The sequence below is a fragment of the Bradyrhizobium sp. DN3 genome, from assembly GCF_041357655.1.
GTDB lineage: Bacteria > Pseudomonadota > Alphaproteobacteria > Rhizobiales > Xanthobacteraceae > Bradyrhizobium.
Map to the genome: position 1 here is coordinate 123,087 of NZ_JAULLN010000023.1, position 17,361 is coordinate 140,447.

13 protein-coding genes are annotated in these 17,361 nt (G+C 64.1%); 10 read left to right on the forward strand and 3 right to left on the reverse strand.

Annotated elements, in window-relative coordinates; all coding sequences use genetic code 11:
* Positions 1-6 precede the first annotated feature (6 nt).
* The 4 genes from AAE027_RS29580 to AAE027_RS29595 all read left to right on the forward strand — a co-directional run bounded on the left by AAE027_RS29580 (position 7) and on the right by AAE027_RS29595 (position 7,585).
* On the forward strand, positions 7-933 hold the full coding sequence (locus tag AAE027_RS29580) for a 2-hydroxyacid dehydrogenase (protein WP_370989474.1): 927 nt from the start codon (positions 7-9) through the stop codon (positions 931-933).
* Between the two features lie 252 nt (positions 934-1,185).
* Positions 1,186-3,057: an ABC transporter ATP-binding protein gene (locus AAE027_RS29585; protein WP_370989476.1), complete on the forward strand. Its 1,872-nt coding sequence runs from the start codon at positions 1,186-1,188 to the stop codon at positions 3,055-3,057.
* 372 nt (positions 3,058-3,429) lie between these two features.
* Positions 3,430-3,945 (forward strand): hypothetical protein, encoded by a 516-nt coding sequence (locus AAE027_RS29590; RefSeq protein WP_370989477.1) that lies wholly within the window; start codon positions 3,430-3,432, stop codon positions 3,943-3,945.
* Positions 3,946-4,255: 310 nt separating this feature from the next.
* Positions 4,256-7,585, forward strand: coding sequence for an adenylate/guanylate cyclase domain-containing protein (locus AAE027_RS29595; RefSeq protein ID WP_370989478.1), 3,330 nt, complete (start codon positions 4,256-4,258; stop codon positions 7,583-7,585).
* Positions 7,586-7,632: 47 nt separating this feature from the next.
* Here the strand turns inward: AAE027_RS29595 and AAE027_RS29600 are convergent, their stop codons facing one another.
* Positions 7,633-8,856, reverse strand: coding sequence for a polyhydroxyalkanoate depolymerase (locus tag AAE027_RS29600; RefSeq protein WP_128945781.1), 1,224 nt, complete (start codon positions 8,854-8,856; stop codon positions 7,633-7,635).
* Between the two features lie 169 nt (positions 8,857-9,025).
* Here AAE027_RS29600 and AAE027_RS29605 point away from each other — a divergent pair, with 169 nt between their 5' ends.
* Positions 9,026-9,682 carry a glutathione S-transferase family protein gene (locus tag AAE027_RS29605; RefSeq protein ID WP_370989480.1) on the forward strand — a complete coding sequence of 219 codons (657 nt, stop codon included), beginning with the start codon at positions 9,026-9,028 and terminating at the stop codon, positions 9,680-9,682.
* A gap of 292 nt (positions 9,683-9,974) precedes the next feature.
* On the opposite strand, the gene AAE027_RS29610 is transcribed toward AAE027_RS29605, so the two are convergent.
* The gene (locus AAE027_RS29610; protein ID WP_091879473.1) at positions 9,975-10,199 is read right to left on the reverse strand and encodes a hypothetical protein; all 225 of its coding nucleotides are present in this window, start codon (positions 10,197-10,199) and stop codon (positions 9,975-9,977) included.
* Between the two features lie 184 nt (positions 10,200-10,383).
* Between AAE027_RS29610 and AAE027_RS29615 the strand changes: the two genes are divergently transcribed.
* Positions 10,384-10,743, forward strand: coding sequence for a hypothetical protein (locus tag AAE027_RS29615; protein WP_370989481.1), 360 nt, complete (start codon positions 10,384-10,386; stop codon positions 10,741-10,743).
* Positions 10,744-10,753: 10 nt separating this feature from the next.
* Here AAE027_RS29615 and AAE027_RS29620 read toward each other — a convergent pair whose 3' ends face one another.
* Positions 10,754-11,857 carry a mandelate racemase/muconate lactonizing enzyme family protein gene (locus AAE027_RS29620; RefSeq protein ID WP_370989482.1) on the reverse strand — a complete coding sequence of 368 codons (1,104 nt, stop codon included), beginning with the start codon at positions 11,855-11,857 and terminating at the stop codon, positions 10,754-10,756.
* A gap of 183 nt (positions 11,858-12,040) precedes the next feature.
* Between AAE027_RS29620 and AAE027_RS29625 the strand changes: the two genes are divergently transcribed.
* From AAE027_RS29625 to AAE027_RS29640, 4 genes are all read left to right on the forward strand, one after another.
* On the forward strand, positions 12,041-12,874 hold the full coding sequence (locus tag AAE027_RS29625; RefSeq protein WP_370989484.1) for an AraC family transcriptional regulator: 834 nt from the start codon (positions 12,041-12,043) through the stop codon (positions 12,872-12,874).
* Positions 12,875-13,015: 141 nt separating this feature from the next.
* Positions 13,016-13,942: an SMP-30/gluconolactonase/LRE family protein gene (locus AAE027_RS29630; RefSeq protein WP_370989485.1), complete on the forward strand. Its 927-nt coding sequence runs from the start codon at positions 13,016-13,018 to the stop codon at positions 13,940-13,942.
* 138 nt (positions 13,943-14,080) lie between these two features.
* A complete protein-coding gene (locus tag AAE027_RS29635) occupies positions 14,081-14,674 on the forward strand; it encodes a GNAT family N-acetyltransferase (protein ID WP_370989486.1) in 594 nt (197 codons plus the stop codon).
* Between the two features lie 120 nt (positions 14,675-14,794).
* Entirely contained in the window at positions 14,795-16,450 is a 1,656-nt protein-coding gene (locus AAE027_RS29640; protein ID WP_370989487.1) for a GMC family oxidoreductase, read from the forward strand.
* Positions 16,451-17,361 lie beyond the last annotated feature (911 nt).

Sequence of the window (17,361 nt, forward strand, 5' to 3'; positions counted from 1 at the left end):
GGCGGCATGACGGTTCTCTACAAGGCCAACATGGTTCGCGGCGCTGAGTGGGCGCGCTTCTTTGCGGAGCGCGCGCCGCATCTGCCGTTCCGGCTCTGGCCCGACATCGGCAATCCCGCTGATATCAGTTATCTGGTGGCGTGGGTGCCGCCGGAGGATATCGCCACGACGTTCCCGAATCTCGAACTGGTCTTCTCGGTCGGCGCGGGTGTCGATCAATTCGACGCCACAAAGCTTCCGGCGCATATTCCGCTCGTCCGCATGCTGGAGCCCGGCATCGCCGAGACCATGGTCGAATACGTCACCATGGCCGTGCTCGGCCTGCATCGCGATCTCCTCCACTTCATCGCCCAGCAGAGGGAGCAGGTCTGGCGCGAGATCCGGATCACGCCGGCGAAGCGGCGGCGTGTCGGCGTGATGGGGCTCGGCCAGCTCGGCCAAGCCGTGCTCGATCGGCTCAAGGCGTTCGGCTTCCCGCTGCTCGGCTGGAATCGCTCGCGGCGCGAGATCGAGGGCGTGACCTGCTATTCGGGCGCGGGCTCGCTGCCGGACTTTCTGTCGCAGACTGACATCCTCGTCTGCCTGCTGCCGCTGACCGACGAGACCCGCTGTATCTTGAACGCGGACCTGTTCGCGCGCCTGCCGCGCGGTGCCTCTCTCGTCAATGTCGGCCGTGGCGCGCATCTCGTCGAAGCCGATTTCCTCGCCGCGCTCGACAGCGGCGCGCTCGCAGGCGCGGTGCTCGACGTCGCCGAGCCCGAGCCGCTGCCCGCGGGCCATCCGTTCTGGAGCCATCCGCGCATCCTGCTGACGCCGCACAATGCCAGCATGACCACGCCGGATACGGCCGTCGATTTCGTGCTCGACGTCATCGCACGCCACCGCCGCGGCGAAGATCTGCCGGGACTCGTCGACCGTAGCCGCGGTTATTGAGGTTGAGATGGTGATGGGAACATCAGCGCAGCCACGAGCTCAGTTCACCTCTCCCGCTCTTGTCCGCCGAAGCCTTGGCGAAGGCGGATGCGGGAGAGGTCGGCGCGAAGCGCCGGGTGAGGGGTCTCTCCGCTTGGGGGTCCTTCGTTGTGGAAGCACCCTCTCCCCGGCCCTCCCCCGCAAGCGGGGGAGGGAGCGCACCTTCTTTGCGGCACGATCCAGTCTCATCTCGCAAAGCTCCTGGTGCTTCGCATGAGCACCGGCGCAAACTCACCTGATCAACTCGTTGCCGAAGCGCGGGCACCGGTGCTGTCGGTTGCCGGCCTCACCACATCCTTCCTGCTCGACCGGCAATGGATCCCTGTCGTCCGCAACCTGTCGTTCGAGATCGCGCCACGCGAAACCGTCGCGATCGTCGGCGAGTCCGGTTCGGGCAAGAGCGTCACCGCGCTCTCCATCATGCGGCTCATTCCGCAGGAGATCGGTCGCGTCGAGGGCCGTATCATGCTGGCCGGCCGCGATCTCCTCGTGCTGCCCGAAGCGGGCATGAAGGACATTCGCGGCAATGACGTCGCCATGATCTTCCAGGAGCCGATGACGAGCCTCAATCCGGTGCTCACCATCGGCTTCCAGATCGCCGAGGCCTTGATCCAGCATCGCGGCATGTCGCGCGCGGCGGCGGAGGCCGAGACCATCCGCCTGCTCGATCGCGTCCGCATTCCCGCGGCGACATCGCGCTTTCACGAGCATCCCCATCGCTTCTCCGGCGGCATGCGCCAGCGCGTGATGATCGCGATGGCGCTGGCCTGCAAGCCGAAGCTCCTGATCGCGGACGAGCCGACCACCGCGCTCGACGTCACCATCCAGGCGCAGATCCTGGAACTGCTGAAGGAGCTTCAGCAGGAGGAGGGGATGTCGATCCTCTTCATCACCCACGACATGGGCGTGGTCGCCGAGATCGCTGATCGTACCGTGGTGATGTATGGCGGGCAGGCGGTCGAAACCGACGCGACGTCGCGCATCTTCGCCGCTCCGTCGCATCCCTACACCCGCGCACTGCTCGCCGCCGTGCCGCGCCTTGGCTCGATGGACGGACGTGAGCGGCCGATGCGTTTTCCCATCGTCGACAAGGTCACGGGCACCTCGGATGAGCCGACGGAGACGCCCGACACGGTCTCGACCGCCGAGCGTCCGTTGCTCGAAGTCGCCAATCTCATCACGCGCTTTCCGATCCGCTCGGGCTTGTTCGGAAAGGTCTCGGGCCGTGTCCACGCGGTCGAGAACATCTCCTTCACCTTGCGCGCCGGCGAGACGCTGGCGCTGGTCGGCGAATCCGGTTGCGGCAAGTCGACGACAGGCCGCTCGATTCTCAGGCTGCTCGAGCCGGACAGCGGTACCGTCCTGATCGATGGCCAGGACGTGCTCGCCATGAACGGCCGAGCTTTACGCGATTTCCGCAAGCACATGCAGATCGTGTTCCAGGATCCGTTCGCGAGCCTCAACCCGCGCATGTCGGTGGGAACGGCGATCGCGGCTCCATTGCTCGCCAACGGGCTCGCGTCGGCGTCGCAGGCGCGCGACAAGGTCGCCGACCTCCTCATGCGCGTCGGCCTGACTGCCGACATGGCCGCGCGCTTCCCGCATGAATTCTCCGGCGGCCAGCGCCAGCGCATCTGCATCGCGCGTGCGCTTGCGCTGGGGCCGAAGCTGATCGTCGCCGACGAGGCGGTCTCGGCGCTCGACGTCTCGGTCAAGGCGCAGGTCGTGAACCTGATGCTCGATCTTCAGGCCAGCATGGGTCTTGCCTATCTCTTCATTTCCCACGACATCGCGGTGGTCGAGCGCATGAGCCACCGCGTCGCGGTGATGTATCTCGGCGAGATCGTCGAAATCGGTCCGCGCGCATCCGTGTTCGGCAATCCGCAGCATCCCTACACGAAGAAGCTGATGGCTGCCGTGCCGGTGCCCGATCCATCGCGCCGCGGCACCAGGCGCGAGGCTTCCAACGACGAGATCAGAAGCCCGGTGCGCGCGCCGGATTACCAGCCGCCTCGCCGGCAATATCGCGAATTGTCGCCCGGCCACGTCGTGCAGGTCTGGGGCGAGGAATGGTCGGCTAACTGAGCGCACCTTTCAGTTCCTGCTCCTGCGCTGCCGAGTGCGCGACGATACGGGCTCCTGAAATCGTGACCGGATGGAGCGACAGGGAACTGCGGCATGTGAACCGTCTCATATTCCATCACTTTCTTTTCGAGCTATTACTCCCGCAAGAAATTGCCACACCCGGAGCTGACTGACAGACACGGGTGAGATGCAATGCCTGCGAAGCCGGATGCTCGCAGCTTTGGATTGGCTCTCGTCTTGGTCACGAGCAAGCCAGTCCCAACACTCAGCACAGATCTTTTCAAAAATTGGAATCAGGGCATCGCGAAACGTGTTTACGCAGCTTCTGTTCGGGGTCGGCCGGTAGGCTGCTACTTACCAAGGAGCCCCCCAATGAAGATCAGCAACGAAGTTTCCAGTGCATTTTCGCCGACAAGACACGCCGGCAATTATCGGATCGCCCGTTCGAGTCTTATCAAGGCGGCTCATCTTCTTGAAAGAATTGGGCTCGCAGCCGTTGGGGCCACTTGCGGCCTCTATGTGGGTGCAACCCTGTTACGTCAGAAAGGCGGACTGTTTGAAAGCGGCTGGATCGTGCTGCTCATGATGATCTACGGAGCTGTCAGCTTCTATATTGGAATTGATTTGTCTCGTACGTTCGCTCGAAAGTCGATTTCGAGCACCTCGGAGCAATACAATGGGTCCGAGGCGGTTGAGATCATGAGTGCGGCCGGGACGTTCAGCGCGGCGATTGCAGCAGCTCTGTCCGTCAGCATCCTTGTCCTTGATCAAAGCCTTCCCGATGGCCTGATTGTCTTTGTTGCGGCCTGTTGGATCGTCGGTTCTTCGCTTCAAGTTGCGGCAGGAGCGATGGCGCGCAGCTACGAAGTGACCATGGACAAGGAGTGAAGACCACTGTCCTCGCGGAAAAAGCGCATGCCGGGCATCTTGGCGCGGGCAAAAGCCCAGGTGCCGGATTCGGCTTCAGATCTGAAGGAGTCATTGACGATCGGAACCTCTGTCGTTCGACGCTACGTGCAGACGATTTTTAGTAGCGCAGACGTTCGCATCGAACGACGTTCCTGCTTGGAAGCGTACCGAACAACCTAAGTTGTCGCGCAACAAACAAGGCGTGCGATCATGGTGGCGTTGGGATATTGTTCCCGCGTGCCGTGGTCCAAAATTCTGCTAACCGCCAACCGCACGATCGGTGGAGCCAATGCAGATTGCGGAGTGGCTCGAGAAGCTGGGGCTTGGGCAATACGCAGAGCGTTTTGCCCAAAATGGGATCGACATGGGCGTCCTTCCCGAACTGATGGACGACGACTTCGACAAGCTCGGAGTGCTGCTCGGCCATCGCCGCAAAATGCTGCGTGCTATTGCCGACCTCGATCCAGCCGCGCTGATCGCATCGCCCGCTCCTCCTCAAGACGCTGAGCGGCGTCACCTCACCGTTATGTTTTGCGATCTGGTCGGCTCGACTGCGCTCTCGGCGCGGCTCGATCCCGAAGATATGTGGGAAGTGATCCGCGCCTACCGCGCCGCCTGCGCGAGCGTCATCGCTGCTTACGACGGCAGGATAGCCAGGTTCGTTGGTGACGGAATACTCGTCTATTTCGGCTATCCTCGCGCCCACGAGGATGATGCGGAGCGGGCAGTGCGAGCGGGCCTCGACATCATCTCTGCGGTCGGGCAACTCAAAACAGGCGCGGACGAAAGGGTCGAACTGCGGATCGCAATCGCGACCGGACTTGTGGTGGTCGGCGACCTCGTCAGCGGAGATGCGTCAGAGGAGCACGGAACGATCGGCGATACACCGAACCTCGCTGCCCGGCTCCAGAGCCTGGCGGAGCCGGGAGCGGTCGTCGTTGCCTCGTCGACGCGCCGGCTGCTGGGCGATCTCTTCGCGCTTCGCAATCTCGGCCGCCGCGAGGTCAAGGGGATAGCCGAACCCATTGCGGTCTGGGCGGTCGAGGGAACGACCGCATCGGAGAGTCGCTTCGAGGCGGTTCGTGCTGCACGCTCGATCGGCTTTGTCGGCCGCAAGCAGGAGATCGAATTCGCGCTGTCGCGCCAGCAACTGGCATGGCAGGGGCGAGGCCAGATGCTGTTGATTTCGGGCGAAGCGGGCATCGGCAAGTCGCGCATGGTCGCAACGCTGTCGGAAAGCCCCGCGTTGGGGACGCACCGCCGGGTGCGATATCAGTGTTCACCCTACCACACCAACAGTGCGCTTCATCCCTTTGTCGCGCAGCTCGAGCGCGCCGCCGGCATCCGCCCGGACGACACGCCCGGGCAAAAGCTCGATAAGCTCGAGGCTATGCTGGCGCTTGGAACGCAGCAGGTCGCCCGAGCGACACCGCTGATTGCGGCTCTCCTTTCGATTCCAACCGGCGACCATTGTCCGCCGCTTGGTTTGAGCCCGGCGCAGCAGCGGCGACAGACATTTGCCGCCCTGCTCGATCAGCTCGAGGGGCTGGCGCGAGAGCAGCCGCTGCTGATCATCTGCGAGGATATGCACTGGGCCGATGCCACGACACTTGAATTGCTCGATCTTGCGGTTGATCGGATCAGGGGACTGCCGATACTCGTGCTCACGACATCCCGGCCAGAGTTCGAGCCCTCATGGTCGGGCCTTGCCAACGTCAGTCTGTTGCGGCTCGACCGACTAGACCCGCAGGACACGCGTGCGCTGGTCGAGCAGGTGACCGTCGGCCGCCAGCTGCCACGGGAGATGATGAAGCAGATCATCGACAAGACGGATGGCGTCCCGCTATTCGTCGAGGAACTCACCAAGATGGTGCTGGAATCCGGATTGCTCGTCGAGGACGCCGGGCGTTATCGCCTCGATAGTCCGCTCCCGCCGCTCGCTATTCCCGCGACGCTGCAGGATTCGCTGATGGCGCGGCTCGACCGGCTGGCTCCAGTCAAGGAGGTGGCGCAAATCGGCGCCGCCATCGGCCGCGACTTTTCCTACGCGCTACTGAGATATGTGGCGGGACGCGATGATCTGACGCTGAGCGCCGCGCTAGCGCAGCTCGAAGAGGCGGACCTGCTGGTGCGTCGCGGGGCTCCGCCCGAAGCAAACTACAGCTTCAGGCACGCTCTCGTTCAGGAAGCAGCCTATGAGGGCCTGCTCAGGAGCAAGCGGCAGCTGCTTCACAAGCGCATCGGTGATGTCCTGCGCGAGAAGTTTCCGATCGTGGCCGAGACCGAGCCGGAAGTTCTGGCACATCACTTCACCGAGGCGGGTCTGAGCGAGGTCGCGCTCGAATGGTGGCGCAAGGCGGGCCAGCAGGCCCTAAAACGCTCGGCCTATGCCGAGGCGATCGCGCATCTCGGCAAGGCGGTTGCGACGGCGGATCAACTGCCTGATGAGCCCCGCCGAATGATGAGCAGGCTGCATCTTCAAATCGCATATGGCCGTGCATTGCGCGGCAGCCTCGGGCACAGCGCTCCCGAAACGGTAGCCGCATGGACGCGCGCCCGACAGTTCGCAGCCGACATCAATGATCCCGTTGAACTTGCGCCGGTCCATTCGGGCCTCTTCAATGCCTGCCTGACACACGGCGAGCTCGCTCCGATGCGGGAGCTGGCGGATGCCATCAAGAGCGCCGCTGACCGACGGCCGGACTCACCGGTGGTCGCCATCGTTGCCCATTGGACAGGCGGGGTTACCTGCTGGTTCGGCGGTGATTACTTGAAGGCGCAGAGGCATCTCGAGCAAGCACTGGACATCTATGGTGCCGAGCCGGATCCGGCGATGTTCAGGGCTTCGGCGCTGGATCTTCCGTTCGTGATCATGAGGTTTCTTGCCTTGGTACTCTGGCCGCTGGGCAGGATCGGCCGCGCACGCCAGCTCGCCGCCGAAGCGGTGCGTGCTTCCGGAGAACAACGGGCGCTTTCCCAGGCCAATGCGCTTGTTCATCGCGCTGTGTTCGACGGACTGTGCGGGGGCTTGTTGCAGCAAACCGAGACGATCCTGGCGCTCGGTCTCGCGCGCGACCACACGATGCCGCTCTATGTGGCCGCCGGCACCTACCTGAACGGACTGGCCAGATGGCGTGCCGGCGAGCGAATGGCCGGACTGGCAGAAATGCGCCGCGGCTGGACCTTGCTGCACGAGAATGACTGCTACCTCTGTGAACCGTTTTGGGGAATGCATGTCGCCATGGCGGACGCAGAGGTGGGCCAAGTCGAAACCGGGCTCGAAATCTTGAGTGAGCTGATTGCATGGGCGGAGCAATCCGGTCAGCGTTGGCTTGATGCCGAGCTGCACCGCGTCCGCGGCGAGCTTTTGTTGCGCCATGACCCTCCGGACGATTCCGGTGCCGAGAATGCCCTCACGCGAGCGCTGGACATCGCACGAAGCCAGCAGACGAAGACTTTCGAGCTGCGCAGCGCCCTTGGACTTGCGCGCCTGCACAAGAGGAATGGTCGAGCGGGCGCGGCATCCGAACTGCTCGTTCCCGTGCTCGCCGAATTCGATGCGGAGCGAAATCTTCCCGAAGTCACAGAAGCGAAAGAGCTGCTCAAGCAAGAGCATTAAGGCACGTCCCGTGACCCAAGCCGGCGCCTGGGGCCAGGCGATGACGGTCACGAATTGACGTGCACGAAATCCCGCAAGAGCGGATAGATCTCGTTGTTCCAGCGCTTGCCCGAGAACACGCCGTAATGGCCGACGCCGGCCTGCATGTGGTGGACGCGGCGATAGGCGCGCACGCCGGTGCAGAGGTCCTGCGCGGCGAGGGTCTGGCCGATCGAGCAGATGTCGTCCTTCTCGCCCTCGACCGTCATCAGCCCCATGCGGCTGACGGCCTTGGTGTTCACCGGGCGTCCCCGATGCATCAGTCTGCCCTGCGGCAACAGGTGCTCCTGGAACACGTCGCGCACGGTCTCGATGTAGAACTCCGCCGGAAGGTCCATCACCGCGAAATATTCGTCGTAGAAGGTCTTGATGCTGGCGGCCTTGTCCTTCTCGCCCTTGGCGATGTGGTTGGCGAGGTCGAGATGCTGCTTGATGTGGCGCTCGAGATTCATCGAGACGAAAGCGGTGAGCTGCACGAAGCCGGGATAGACTTTGCGCAAGGCGCCGCGGCATTGCATCGGCACGTAATTGATCAGGTTGCGCTCGAACCATTCGATCGGTTTGCTCTTGGCGAAGTCGTTGACCTTGGTCGGCTGGATGCGGGTGTCGATCGGCCCGGCCATCAGCGTCAGCGTCGCCGGCCGCGAGGGGTGGTTGTCCTCGCACATGATCGCGGCGGCCGCGAGCGCGGAGACCGATGGCTGGCAGATCGCCACCATGTGCGGGCGCGGGCCGAGCTGGCCGAGGAAATCGATGAGATGCTCGGTGTAGTCGTCGAGCCCGAAGCGGCCCTCGCTGCGGGGAATGTCCCGCGGATTGTGCCAGTCGGTGATGTAGACGTCGTGGTCCTGGAGCAGCGTCTTCACGGTGCCGCGCAGCAGTGTTGCGAAGTGGCCCGACATCGGCGCCACCAGCAGCATGCGCGGCTGCTCGCCCACGCCGTCCTTGCGAAAGTGCAGCAGCGAGCCAAACGGCGTCGCGTAGGCGATCTCCTCGGTGACGCCGATTTCGCGATTGCCCACCATCACGCTGTCGATGCCGTAGGCCGGGCGATCATAGGTGAGGGTGGAGCGCGAGATCAGCTCCAGCGCCGCCGAGAGCCGGCCGACCACCTGATGCGACACGCCCTGCGGTACCAGGTTGAGGAATTTGAGCGCGGACGAAGCCCCCGCCCGCCATGGCGCGGTCAGGTCCATATGGTTCTGGAAGGCCTGATAATACATCGACATCATACTGAAACGCCCACCTGTCCCCGGGCCATTATGCAATATCGAAGCCAGACGGGAGCGGGACCGCCCTCGAAACTGGCACATCGCTTGCTCCTCATGTCGCGGGGAGCACGGCTCATGGGCACGCCCGCGGGGCGAGCGGGTGTCGAGATCAGGCGCAGGGAAGGGCCAAATGGCGAAGGCGACACTGACCATCAGCAGCAAGAACTACTCGTCCTGGTCGCTGCGTGGCTGGCTGCTGACGAAATTTTCCGGGCTCGATTTCGAGGAGATCGTCACCGCGCCAGACGATCCGTCCGCGCGCGCCGAAATCCTCTTGCTGTCGTCCTCGATCCTGGTGCCGTGCCTGCGGCACGAGGGCGCCGTGGTGTGGGATACGCTGGCGATCGCCGAATATCTCAACGAGGTGATGCCGGACGCCGGGCTGCTGCCTGGTGATCGCATCCAGCGCGCGCATTGCCGCTCGATCTCGGGCGAAATCCATTCCGGCTTCACCACGCTGCGCGCCTCGCTGCCGGTCAACCTGAAGGGACACTTTCCCGGCTTCAAGATCTGGTCGCGCGCACAGGCCGACATCGACCGTGTCTGGTTGATCTGGCGCGACTGCCTGGAGAAATCGGGCGGCCCCTTCCTGTTCGGCGAGCGGCGCACCATGGCGGATGCGATGTACGCTCCTGTGGTAACGCGCTTCGTCACCTATGACGTCAAGCTTGCGCCGCCGCTGAAGGCCTATGCCGACACCATTATGGCCATGCCCGAGATGCAGGAATGGATCGCGGCGGCGCGGGAAGAGCCGGCCGAGATCGAGGAGCTCGAGGTCGAATATTAGGCAGGTCTCGCGCCGTCCTGCCCGTTTCGAGAGCTGGCGACCGTCGCTCGGCAGGCACGTGGCGTGCCCTCGCCATGTCCTTGATGCGGTTAACTTTTGCCGCCAATACCCGGCCCAAATCCAATCCTGCGCTGCGCAGATATTGTGCGCGCGGGCGGCCGGCTGGCGACATCTAGCCGTGAACAGATGCGTACGAAGCCCTACGGCCGATTCGGACGTGATTCGTTCAGGCCGCGTTCCGAAGGTTAAAGCGGGAGCGCGGCCCCGTCGCATTTTGAAACACAGATCGCCGTCAGGCGGCGCCGCGCTGCTTCACGCGCGGCAGACGCCAGCCGATGACGGTTGCTTCGACCGCGATGCCGGCCTCGTGGTTGCGCCAGCGTCCCTCCACATAACGGCAGGCGAACGGCAGCTGATACGTTCCGCTGTGGTCCTCGCACAACACTTCGACCGCAAGGCCGGGTGGTGGTTCTCCGGTGCCATCGAATTCCGCCAGACGTCTATCGCGCGTTGCCATTCCAAAAATCTCCCCTAAACAAAGCCGCGGAAAGAACGCCCACTTCTTTCCGCGTGCCGATCATCGCTCCCCGTCCCAGGGAACAGGCGCAAGCTCACGCGAGAATGCGGTACGAGTGTGGTAGCCTCATCCGCTTGCGCGCAAAAAGCGCACATTGATGTGATCGATTGACGAGGAACCTTTCATGCTGCTCCGAAGCGCCGGCGTCTGTTTCGCAATGTTGCTGCTCGCAGCGCTGGCGCCGCTGCCGCTCCGCGCGCAGGACGTGCCCGGCATCGAGATCTGCACCGTCGAGAAGACCATGGAGCGGCGCACGAGCTGCCTGCAGAGCAATGTCGACTTCCTGCAGAAGTCTATCACCAAGCTCACGCTCGATCATCAGCAGAAGCTGGACGCGGCCAATCGCCAGATCGACACGCTGAAGACGAGCCTCGCCGGCTTGCAGAAGACGCTCGCCGATCTCCAGGCCGCCCAAGTGAAGACGGGCGACGATGCGAAGAAGAAGCAGGACGCGCCGGCGGCGGCGAAGGACGCTACGAAATAAGGCGCGGCGATCACGCGACGCGATATCGCTCCATCACGCCGCGATCGGGATCGTAGCCAAGTCCAGGGCCACTCGGCACCGCGACATGGCCGGTCGCATCGGCATCGGCGCGGCCGCCCCAGAGGCAGGCCTCGCGTTTCAAATAGAACATCTCGACGAGCCCGTCCTCGCGCAGTGACAAGAGATGCAGCGTCGCCAGCAGGCCCGGACCGAAATAGGGGGAGTGCGGCACGATCTTGACGCCGAACTGATCGGCCAGCGCCGCGACCTTCAGGAACTCCGTGATGCCGCCGACCTTGATCACCGAGGGCTGGGCGTGGCTCACCGCGCCCGCATTCATCATCTGGCGGAATTGATATTCCGTGCAGGCATTCTCGCCGGCGGCAATGTCGAGCCCGCCCTTGCTGCGGACGTCGGCGAGCGCAGCAAAGTCTTCCGGCGGCCAGACCGGCTCCTCCAGGAACATCGGTTTCGCGTCCGCACATGTCTTCGCAAACGCGATCGCCTGCTCGCCGGTGAGCGGGCAGTTCATGTCGACCATCAGCGGAATGGTCGGCCCGATCGCCTCGCGTGCGGCGAACACCGCCGGTGTCGTGGTCTCGTGCAGCTTGATGGCGCCATAGCCGAGCGCGAGCGTCTTGCTGCATTCGGTGGCGATGCTGTCGGGCGAGCCGATCCGCAGCAGGCTCGCGTAAGCGGGAATGGCCGTGCGCCTGGTCTCGCCGAGCAAGCGGTGGACCGGCACGCCCTCGATCTTCGCGGCAAGGTCCCATAGCGCGATGTCGAGTCCGGAGATCGCGAACATGGTGACGCCGTAGCGGCCGAACAGATGCAGATTGCGCTGGATCTGCTCCATGACCCCTGGGATGCCGGCCGCATCAGGTACCTTCAGCCCACGCGCCTGCGGCGCGATCATCTCCTCGACGGCGCTGCGCGTGGTGCGGGGGCAGACATAGGCGAAGGCATCGCCCCAGCCGGTCAGCCCGGCATCGGTCGTGACCTCGACCAGCACCATGTCGAGCGCGGTAATTGCGGAAGCGCCCTGGCGAAAGCTGGCGACACCGGCGTCATAGGGGATGCGGATATGGTGCGCCCGCACATCTGTAACTTCCATGACGCGGTTCCTCCGTGCTTTCTGGTGAGCGGTTTCAGAGACGCCGGGAGTGTAGCCACGAACGCCCGGATGTTGCCAGTAGCCGTTGCCCGGCTATCCTCATGTCAGGACCGCAATGCCGATCAAGCGGGCCGGCGGCATTGCTGCGCATCATGGCCGCGCTTCGAACGAGGACGAACCACCGTGAACCCAGCCCAGCGCGCGCTCTGGTATATCGAGAGCCATCTGGCCGAGCCGATGACGCTCGACGAGATCGCTGCGATCTCAGGCGTGTCGCGGTTCCACATCGTGCGCGCGTTTGCCGCAGCCACCGGTCTTCCGGTGATGCGTTACGTGCGCGCGCGGCGGCTGACGGAAGCCGCGCGTAGTCTTGCGAACGGTGCGCCGGACATCCTGTCACTGGCGCTGGAGGCGGACTACGGCTCGCACGAAGCATTCACCCGCGCGTTCCGCGACCACTTCGGCACCACGCCCGAAGCGGTAAGGGCGGCAACGTGTGTGCGCCACCTCAAGCTTCAGGAGGCGATCCTCATGGACTCCACCATGCTCGACCATCTTGCCCCGCCGCGTTTCGAAACCGCAAAGGCCTTCCTGGTCGCCGGTCCCGCCGAGCGCATCTCCTGCGACAATGGCGCCATGATCCCCGGTCTATGGCACCGCTTTCACCAGGAGGTCGCCGACATTCCCGCGCGCGTCGGTAACGTCGCCTACGGCGTTTGCTGCAACGGCGATGATGCCGGCAATTTCGACTACATCGCCGGCGTCGAGGTCGCCGATTTCTCGGACCTGCCGCGTCGCTTCGGTCGCATTCGCATCCCCGAGCAGCGCTACGCCGTCTTTACCCACGCCGATCACGTCGCCTCGATCCGCCGCACGGTCAACACGATCTGGAATCAGTGGCTGCCGGCCTCCGGCCTTAAAGCCGCGGACGCACCGAACTTCGAGCGTTATGACGAGAAGTTCGATCCAACAACCGGAAATGGCGGCTTCGAGATCTGGATGCCGGTGAGGGAGTAGGGGGCTTCCGCAACGCTGGCATACCGTCCCGCTTGCTTGGCAAGCCCCGGCGACTTTGTCATAACCGCAGGCAAATCTTGCGTGTGGGCCCGTGCCGGACATCCCGTGCAAGTCATAACAAGCAGCCGGGAGGGTCCCAACATGTCCAACGTCCGCGTTCTCGCCACCGACCTCGAATTTCCAGAAGGGCCGGTCGTGATGCCGGATGGTTCGGTCGTGCTGGTGGAGATCCGCGGCCAGCGCCTGACCCGTGTTCATCCCGACGGCCGCAAGGAGATCGTCGCGAAGGTGCCGGGCGGCCCCAATGGCGCCGCGCTCGGGCCCGACGGCAAGATCTACATCTGCAACAATGGCGGCTTCTCCTGGCTTCCGGCCGGCAAGATGATCATGCCGGGCCCGCAGCCGGACGATTACCGCGGCGGCTCGATCCAGCGCGTCGATCTGCAATCCGGCAAGGTCGAGACCGTCGTGACCAGATGCGGCGAGCACGATCTGCGCGGGCCCAATGATCTGGTGTTCGACAAGCAGGGCGGCCTCTGGTTCTCCGACCTTGGAAAACGCCGCGCGCGCGAAATGGATGTCGGCGGCATCTACTATCTCAAGCCCGGCATGACCGAGATCGTCGAGATCGTGCATGGCGTGCTGCCCGCGAACGGCATCGGGCTCTCGCCGGACGAGAACACGGTCTATATCGCAGAGACGCCGACGGGCCGGCTCTGGGCCTATGAGCTCTCCGCGCCGGGCACGCTGAAGCCGCGCGAGGTGATCTATCGCGGCGAGCGGGGCAAGCCGATCTGCGGCCTCGGCGGCTACCAGATGTTCGACTCGCTCGCGGTGGAGGCGAACGGCAATGTCTGCGTCGCCACCCTCGTCTCCGGCTGCATCTCGGTGATCGCGCCTGACGGCACCCTGGTGGAGCAGGTTCCGACCGGCGACCGCGTCACCACCAACATCGCCTTCGGCGGCCCCGAGCTGAAGACCGCCTACATCACCCTGTCAGGCAAGGGCGAACTGATCGCCATGGACTGGCCGCGCGGCGGTTTGCCGTTGAATTTCTTGAACAAGTGAGCCAAGCCGTCATTGCGAGGAGCCCGCGACAAAATTGCGAAGCAATTTTGCGCTGGCGACGAAGCAATCCAGGCTGCCTCCGCCGTAAGACTCTGGATTGCTTCGCTTCGCTCGCAATGACGCAAGGAGAGACTTTCAATGCCCTGGCCCGACCCCATCACCCTGCGCGGACAGCACGCCCGTCTCGAGCCGCTGTCGCATCAGCATCGGGAGGGGCTGGTCGAGGCCGTCAAGGACGGCGATCTGTCAAAACTCTGGTACACCGCGATCCCGCTGCCGGAGAACATGGGCAAGGAGATCGATCGCCGTCTCAGCCTTCAGGCCGCAGGCTCGATGCTGCCGTTCACCGTGTTCGATGCCGCCGGCAGGATCGTCGGCATGACCACCTACATGAACATCGATGCCGCCAACCGCCGGGTCGAGATCGGCTCGACCTGGTACGGCAAGAGCGCGCAGCGCGGCCCGCTCAACACGCAGTGCAAGCTCCTGCTGCTGCGGCACGCCTTCGAAACCCTGAACTGCATCGCGGTCGAGTTCCGCACGCATTTCTTCAACCACCAGAGCCGCCGCGCCATCGAGCGCCTCGGCGCCAAGCAGGACGGCATTTTGCGCAGCCACCAGGTCGGGCCGAACGGCACGTTGCGCGACACCGTGGTCTACAGCATCACCGCCGCCGAATGGCCGACGGTCCAGGCGCATCTCGAATTTCAACTCAACGACAAGCCGCGCTAGCTATAATGTGCTCCAGATTTGCTGCTCGCTCGGTCACCGCTCCCGCCTGGAGAGGTGAGGAGCGCCCGCTTCCGGCACCAATTCAACTGAGACTCATTGCGCGCTAAGGACGCTGCCACCATGGACAGATTTGACTATGTGATCGTCGGCGCGGGCTCTGCCGGCTGCGTGCTCGCCAGCCGGCTCAGCGAAGACCCCGCGACCAGCGTCTGCGTGCTGGAGGCAGGCCCTTCCGACTGGCACCCCTACATCCACCTGCCGGCGGGTTTCATCAAGACCTTCCACATGAAGAGCATCAACTGGGCCTACCAGCAGGAGCCGGGGCCCTGGACCGGCGGGCGCAGCATCTACGCGCCGCGCGGCAAGACGCTCGGCGGCTCGTCCTCGATCAACGGCCATATCTACAATCGCGGCCAGCGCATGGATTTCGACACCTGGGCGCAGATGGGCAATCGCGGCTGGGGCTATGCCGACGTGCTGCCTTACTTCCGGCGGCTGGAGAAGCGCGTCGGCGAGGGCGAGGCGCTCTATCGCGGCCGCGAGGGCAGCCTCACCGTCACCACGATGGAGTGGCGCGATCCGCTCTGCGAGGCCTTCATGGAAGGCGCGGTCTCGCTCGGCATCCCCCGCAACCCCGACTACAACGGCAAGACCCAGGAAGGCGTCTCCTACTGCCAGCGCACCATCAATAACGGCCTGCGCGTCTCCGGCGCCACCGCCTTCCTCAGGCCCGCGATGAAGCGTCCCAACGTCCATGTGCACACCCACGCACATGCGACCGAGATCGTCTTCGAGGGCAAGCGCGCCGTCGGCGTGCGCTACATGAAGGGCGGCCGCGGCGGTCATCCCGTCGAGGTGCGCGCCAACAAGGAAGTGATCCTCTCCGGCGGCACCTATAATTCGCCGCAGCTGTTGCAGCTCTCCGGCATCGGCTCGCCCGATCTGTTGCAGGCCCACGGCATCCAGGTGCGCCACGCGCTGCCGGTCGGCGAAGGCCTGCAGGACCATTACGCGCCGCGCACGGTGGCGCGGGTGAAGGACATCAAGACCATCAACGAGCTTCGCCGCGGCTTCTCTCTGTGGATCGAGGCGCTGAAATGGGCGACCGCGCGCCGCGGCCTGCTCTCGCTGTCACCGACCATGGTCTATTGCTTCTGGCACTCCGGAGAGAGCGCGGAGAGTTCCGACCTGCAGCTCACCTTCACGCCGGCGAGCTACAAGGAAGGCGTGCAGGGCCAGCTCGAGGACGAACCCGGCATGACCGTGGCGTCCTGGCAGCAGCGCCCCGAGAGCCGCGGCTATGTCCGCATCCGCTCCAATGATCCGTTCGCGCCGCCGATCATCCAGACCAACTATCTCGACGCCGAGCTCGACCGTCGCGTCATCGTCGGCGGCATGAAGCTGGCGCGACGCCTTTTGAAGTCCGCGCCGCTGTCGCCCTATTACGCCTACGAGGATTTCCCCGGCCCGAACGTCAACACCGACGACGAATTCCTTCACGCCGCCACCCAGCGCGGCACCACCACCTTCCACCCCGGCTGCACCTGCCGCATGGGTCCGGCGGAGAGCACGTGGGCCGTCGTCGACGACCAGCTCCGCGTCCACGGGTTGGAGGGCCTCCGCGTCATCGATGCCTCCGTCATGCCGCGCATGATCTCGGCGAACCTGAATGCGTCAACCATGATGATCGCCGACCGCGCCTCCGACCTCATCCGCGGCAAGCAGCCGATGGAAGCCGCGCGGATCCCGGAGATTGCGGTGGGCACAGCAGCGTAGCGTGGGTTAGCGGGCGGCTGCGCAAAGCGCAGTCCGCTGGCGTAACCCACCATTTCTGTCAGTGTGGAAACGAAAGAGGTGGGTTACGCTGAGGCTAACCCACCCTACGAGCTTTGCTGTGTCGCTCGTTCGTCAACCCCTTCCCGCAAAAATATTCCACTTTACCGAAATTCGGAATTGCGGCATACGTCGAAACAGCCCGGCCTGAGGAAGAGGGGCGGTTCGCGAGTCGTTCGAAACGCGGGCCGGGTTGCGGTGGACGCGGCAGCGTCGGGCGCGAAAGCTTCGGGCAGGGCGGATTGCTCTCCGTGAGCCCCAAGGCTTCGTGTAGACGAACGGCGCTGTCAGGTTCGTCTCGCCAGCAAGTTTCCGGCTCCGTCGACAGGGTTGGAAAAACTGCTGCGAATAGCGAACCGTGCGTACGGCAAAACCGTGTGGTCCTTTCTGCAAGCAGCTTTTCGGGGCTGTGGAAATCGGCCTAAGCCCCTGTAAACAAAGGAACTTCTCGGTCGTGGCTGGAAAACGGAGAGCCCGCCCGAAACCCGCCGGGCCCTATTAGGCCCTATTTCACCCTATGCGCTGGCGCGGCCCGATCTGGTGACCTTTCGTTCCTCTCTGCGCCGTCGCTGTAACGGCCACTCTGCGACCTTGCCGCCGCCGCTGCGGTCCGGGCGTTGCTGTTAGCCCTGCCGCTTCCGGCGCGCTGTACGGCCTTCCTACGAACTCGCGCCGTTCGCCCGTCCCCGTGTCGCGATGGTGACGCCTGCGAGGTTGGCGCGGGACCGCGCTGCCCTGGCGCTATGTCCGCTTAGCCCCTCGAAGGCAGAGATTATGGAGGTCAGGTCGAATGTCGCAGAAGGGCCGATTCTGTTGAAAAAGACGGCTGTTGCGACGCAGAGATATCAGTGATT

What these genes read in the sequence shown, in the direction of transcription:
- AAE027_RS29580 (WP_370989474.1), top strand. Translation starts at nt 7, where the DNA reads ATGACGGTTCTCTACAAGGCCAACATGGTTCGCGGCGCTGAGTGGGCG.
- AAE027_RS29600 (WP_128945781.1), bottom strand. Translation starts at nt 8,856, where the DNA reads ATGATGTCGATGTATTATCAGGCCTTCCAGAACCATATGGACCTGACC.
- AAE027_RS29610 (WP_091879473.1), bottom strand. Translation starts at nt 10,199, where the DNA reads ATGGCAACGCGCGATAGACGTCTGGCGGAATTCGATGGCACCGGAGAA.
- AAE027_RS29615 (WP_370989481.1), top strand. Translation starts at nt 10,384, where the DNA reads ATGCTGCTCCGAAGCGCCGGCGTCTGTTTCGCAATGTTGCTGCTCGCA.
- AAE027_RS29630 (WP_370989485.1), top strand. Translation starts at nt 13,016, where the DNA reads ATGTCCAACGTCCGCGTTCTCGCCACCGACCTCGAATTTCCAGAAGGG.
- AAE027_RS29605 (WP_370989480.1), top strand. Translation starts at nt 9,026, where the DNA reads ATGGCGAAGGCGACACTGACCATCAGCAGCAAGAACTACTCGTCCTGG.
- AAE027_RS29640 (WP_370989487.1), top strand. Translation starts at nt 14,795, where the DNA reads ATGGACAGATTTGACTATGTGATCGTCGGCGCGGGCTCTGCCGGCTGC.
- AAE027_RS29635 (WP_370989486.1), top strand. Translation starts at nt 14,081, where the DNA reads ATGCCCTGGCCCGACCCCATCACCCTGCGCGGACAGCACGCCCGTCTC.
- AAE027_RS29585 (WP_370989476.1), top strand. Translation starts at nt 1,186, where the DNA reads ATGAGCACCGGCGCAAACTCACCTGATCAACTCGTTGCCGAAGCGCGG.
- AAE027_RS29595 (WP_370989478.1), top strand. Translation starts at nt 4,256, where the DNA reads ATGCAGATTGCGGAGTGGCTCGAGAAGCTGGGGCTTGGGCAATACGCA.
- AAE027_RS29590 (WP_370989477.1), top strand. Translation starts at nt 3,430, where the DNA reads ATGAAGATCAGCAACGAAGTTTCCAGTGCATTTTCGCCGACAAGACAC.
- AAE027_RS29620 (WP_370989482.1), bottom strand. Translation starts at nt 11,857, where the DNA reads ATGGAAGTTACAGATGTGCGGGCGCACCATATCCGCATCCCCTATGAC.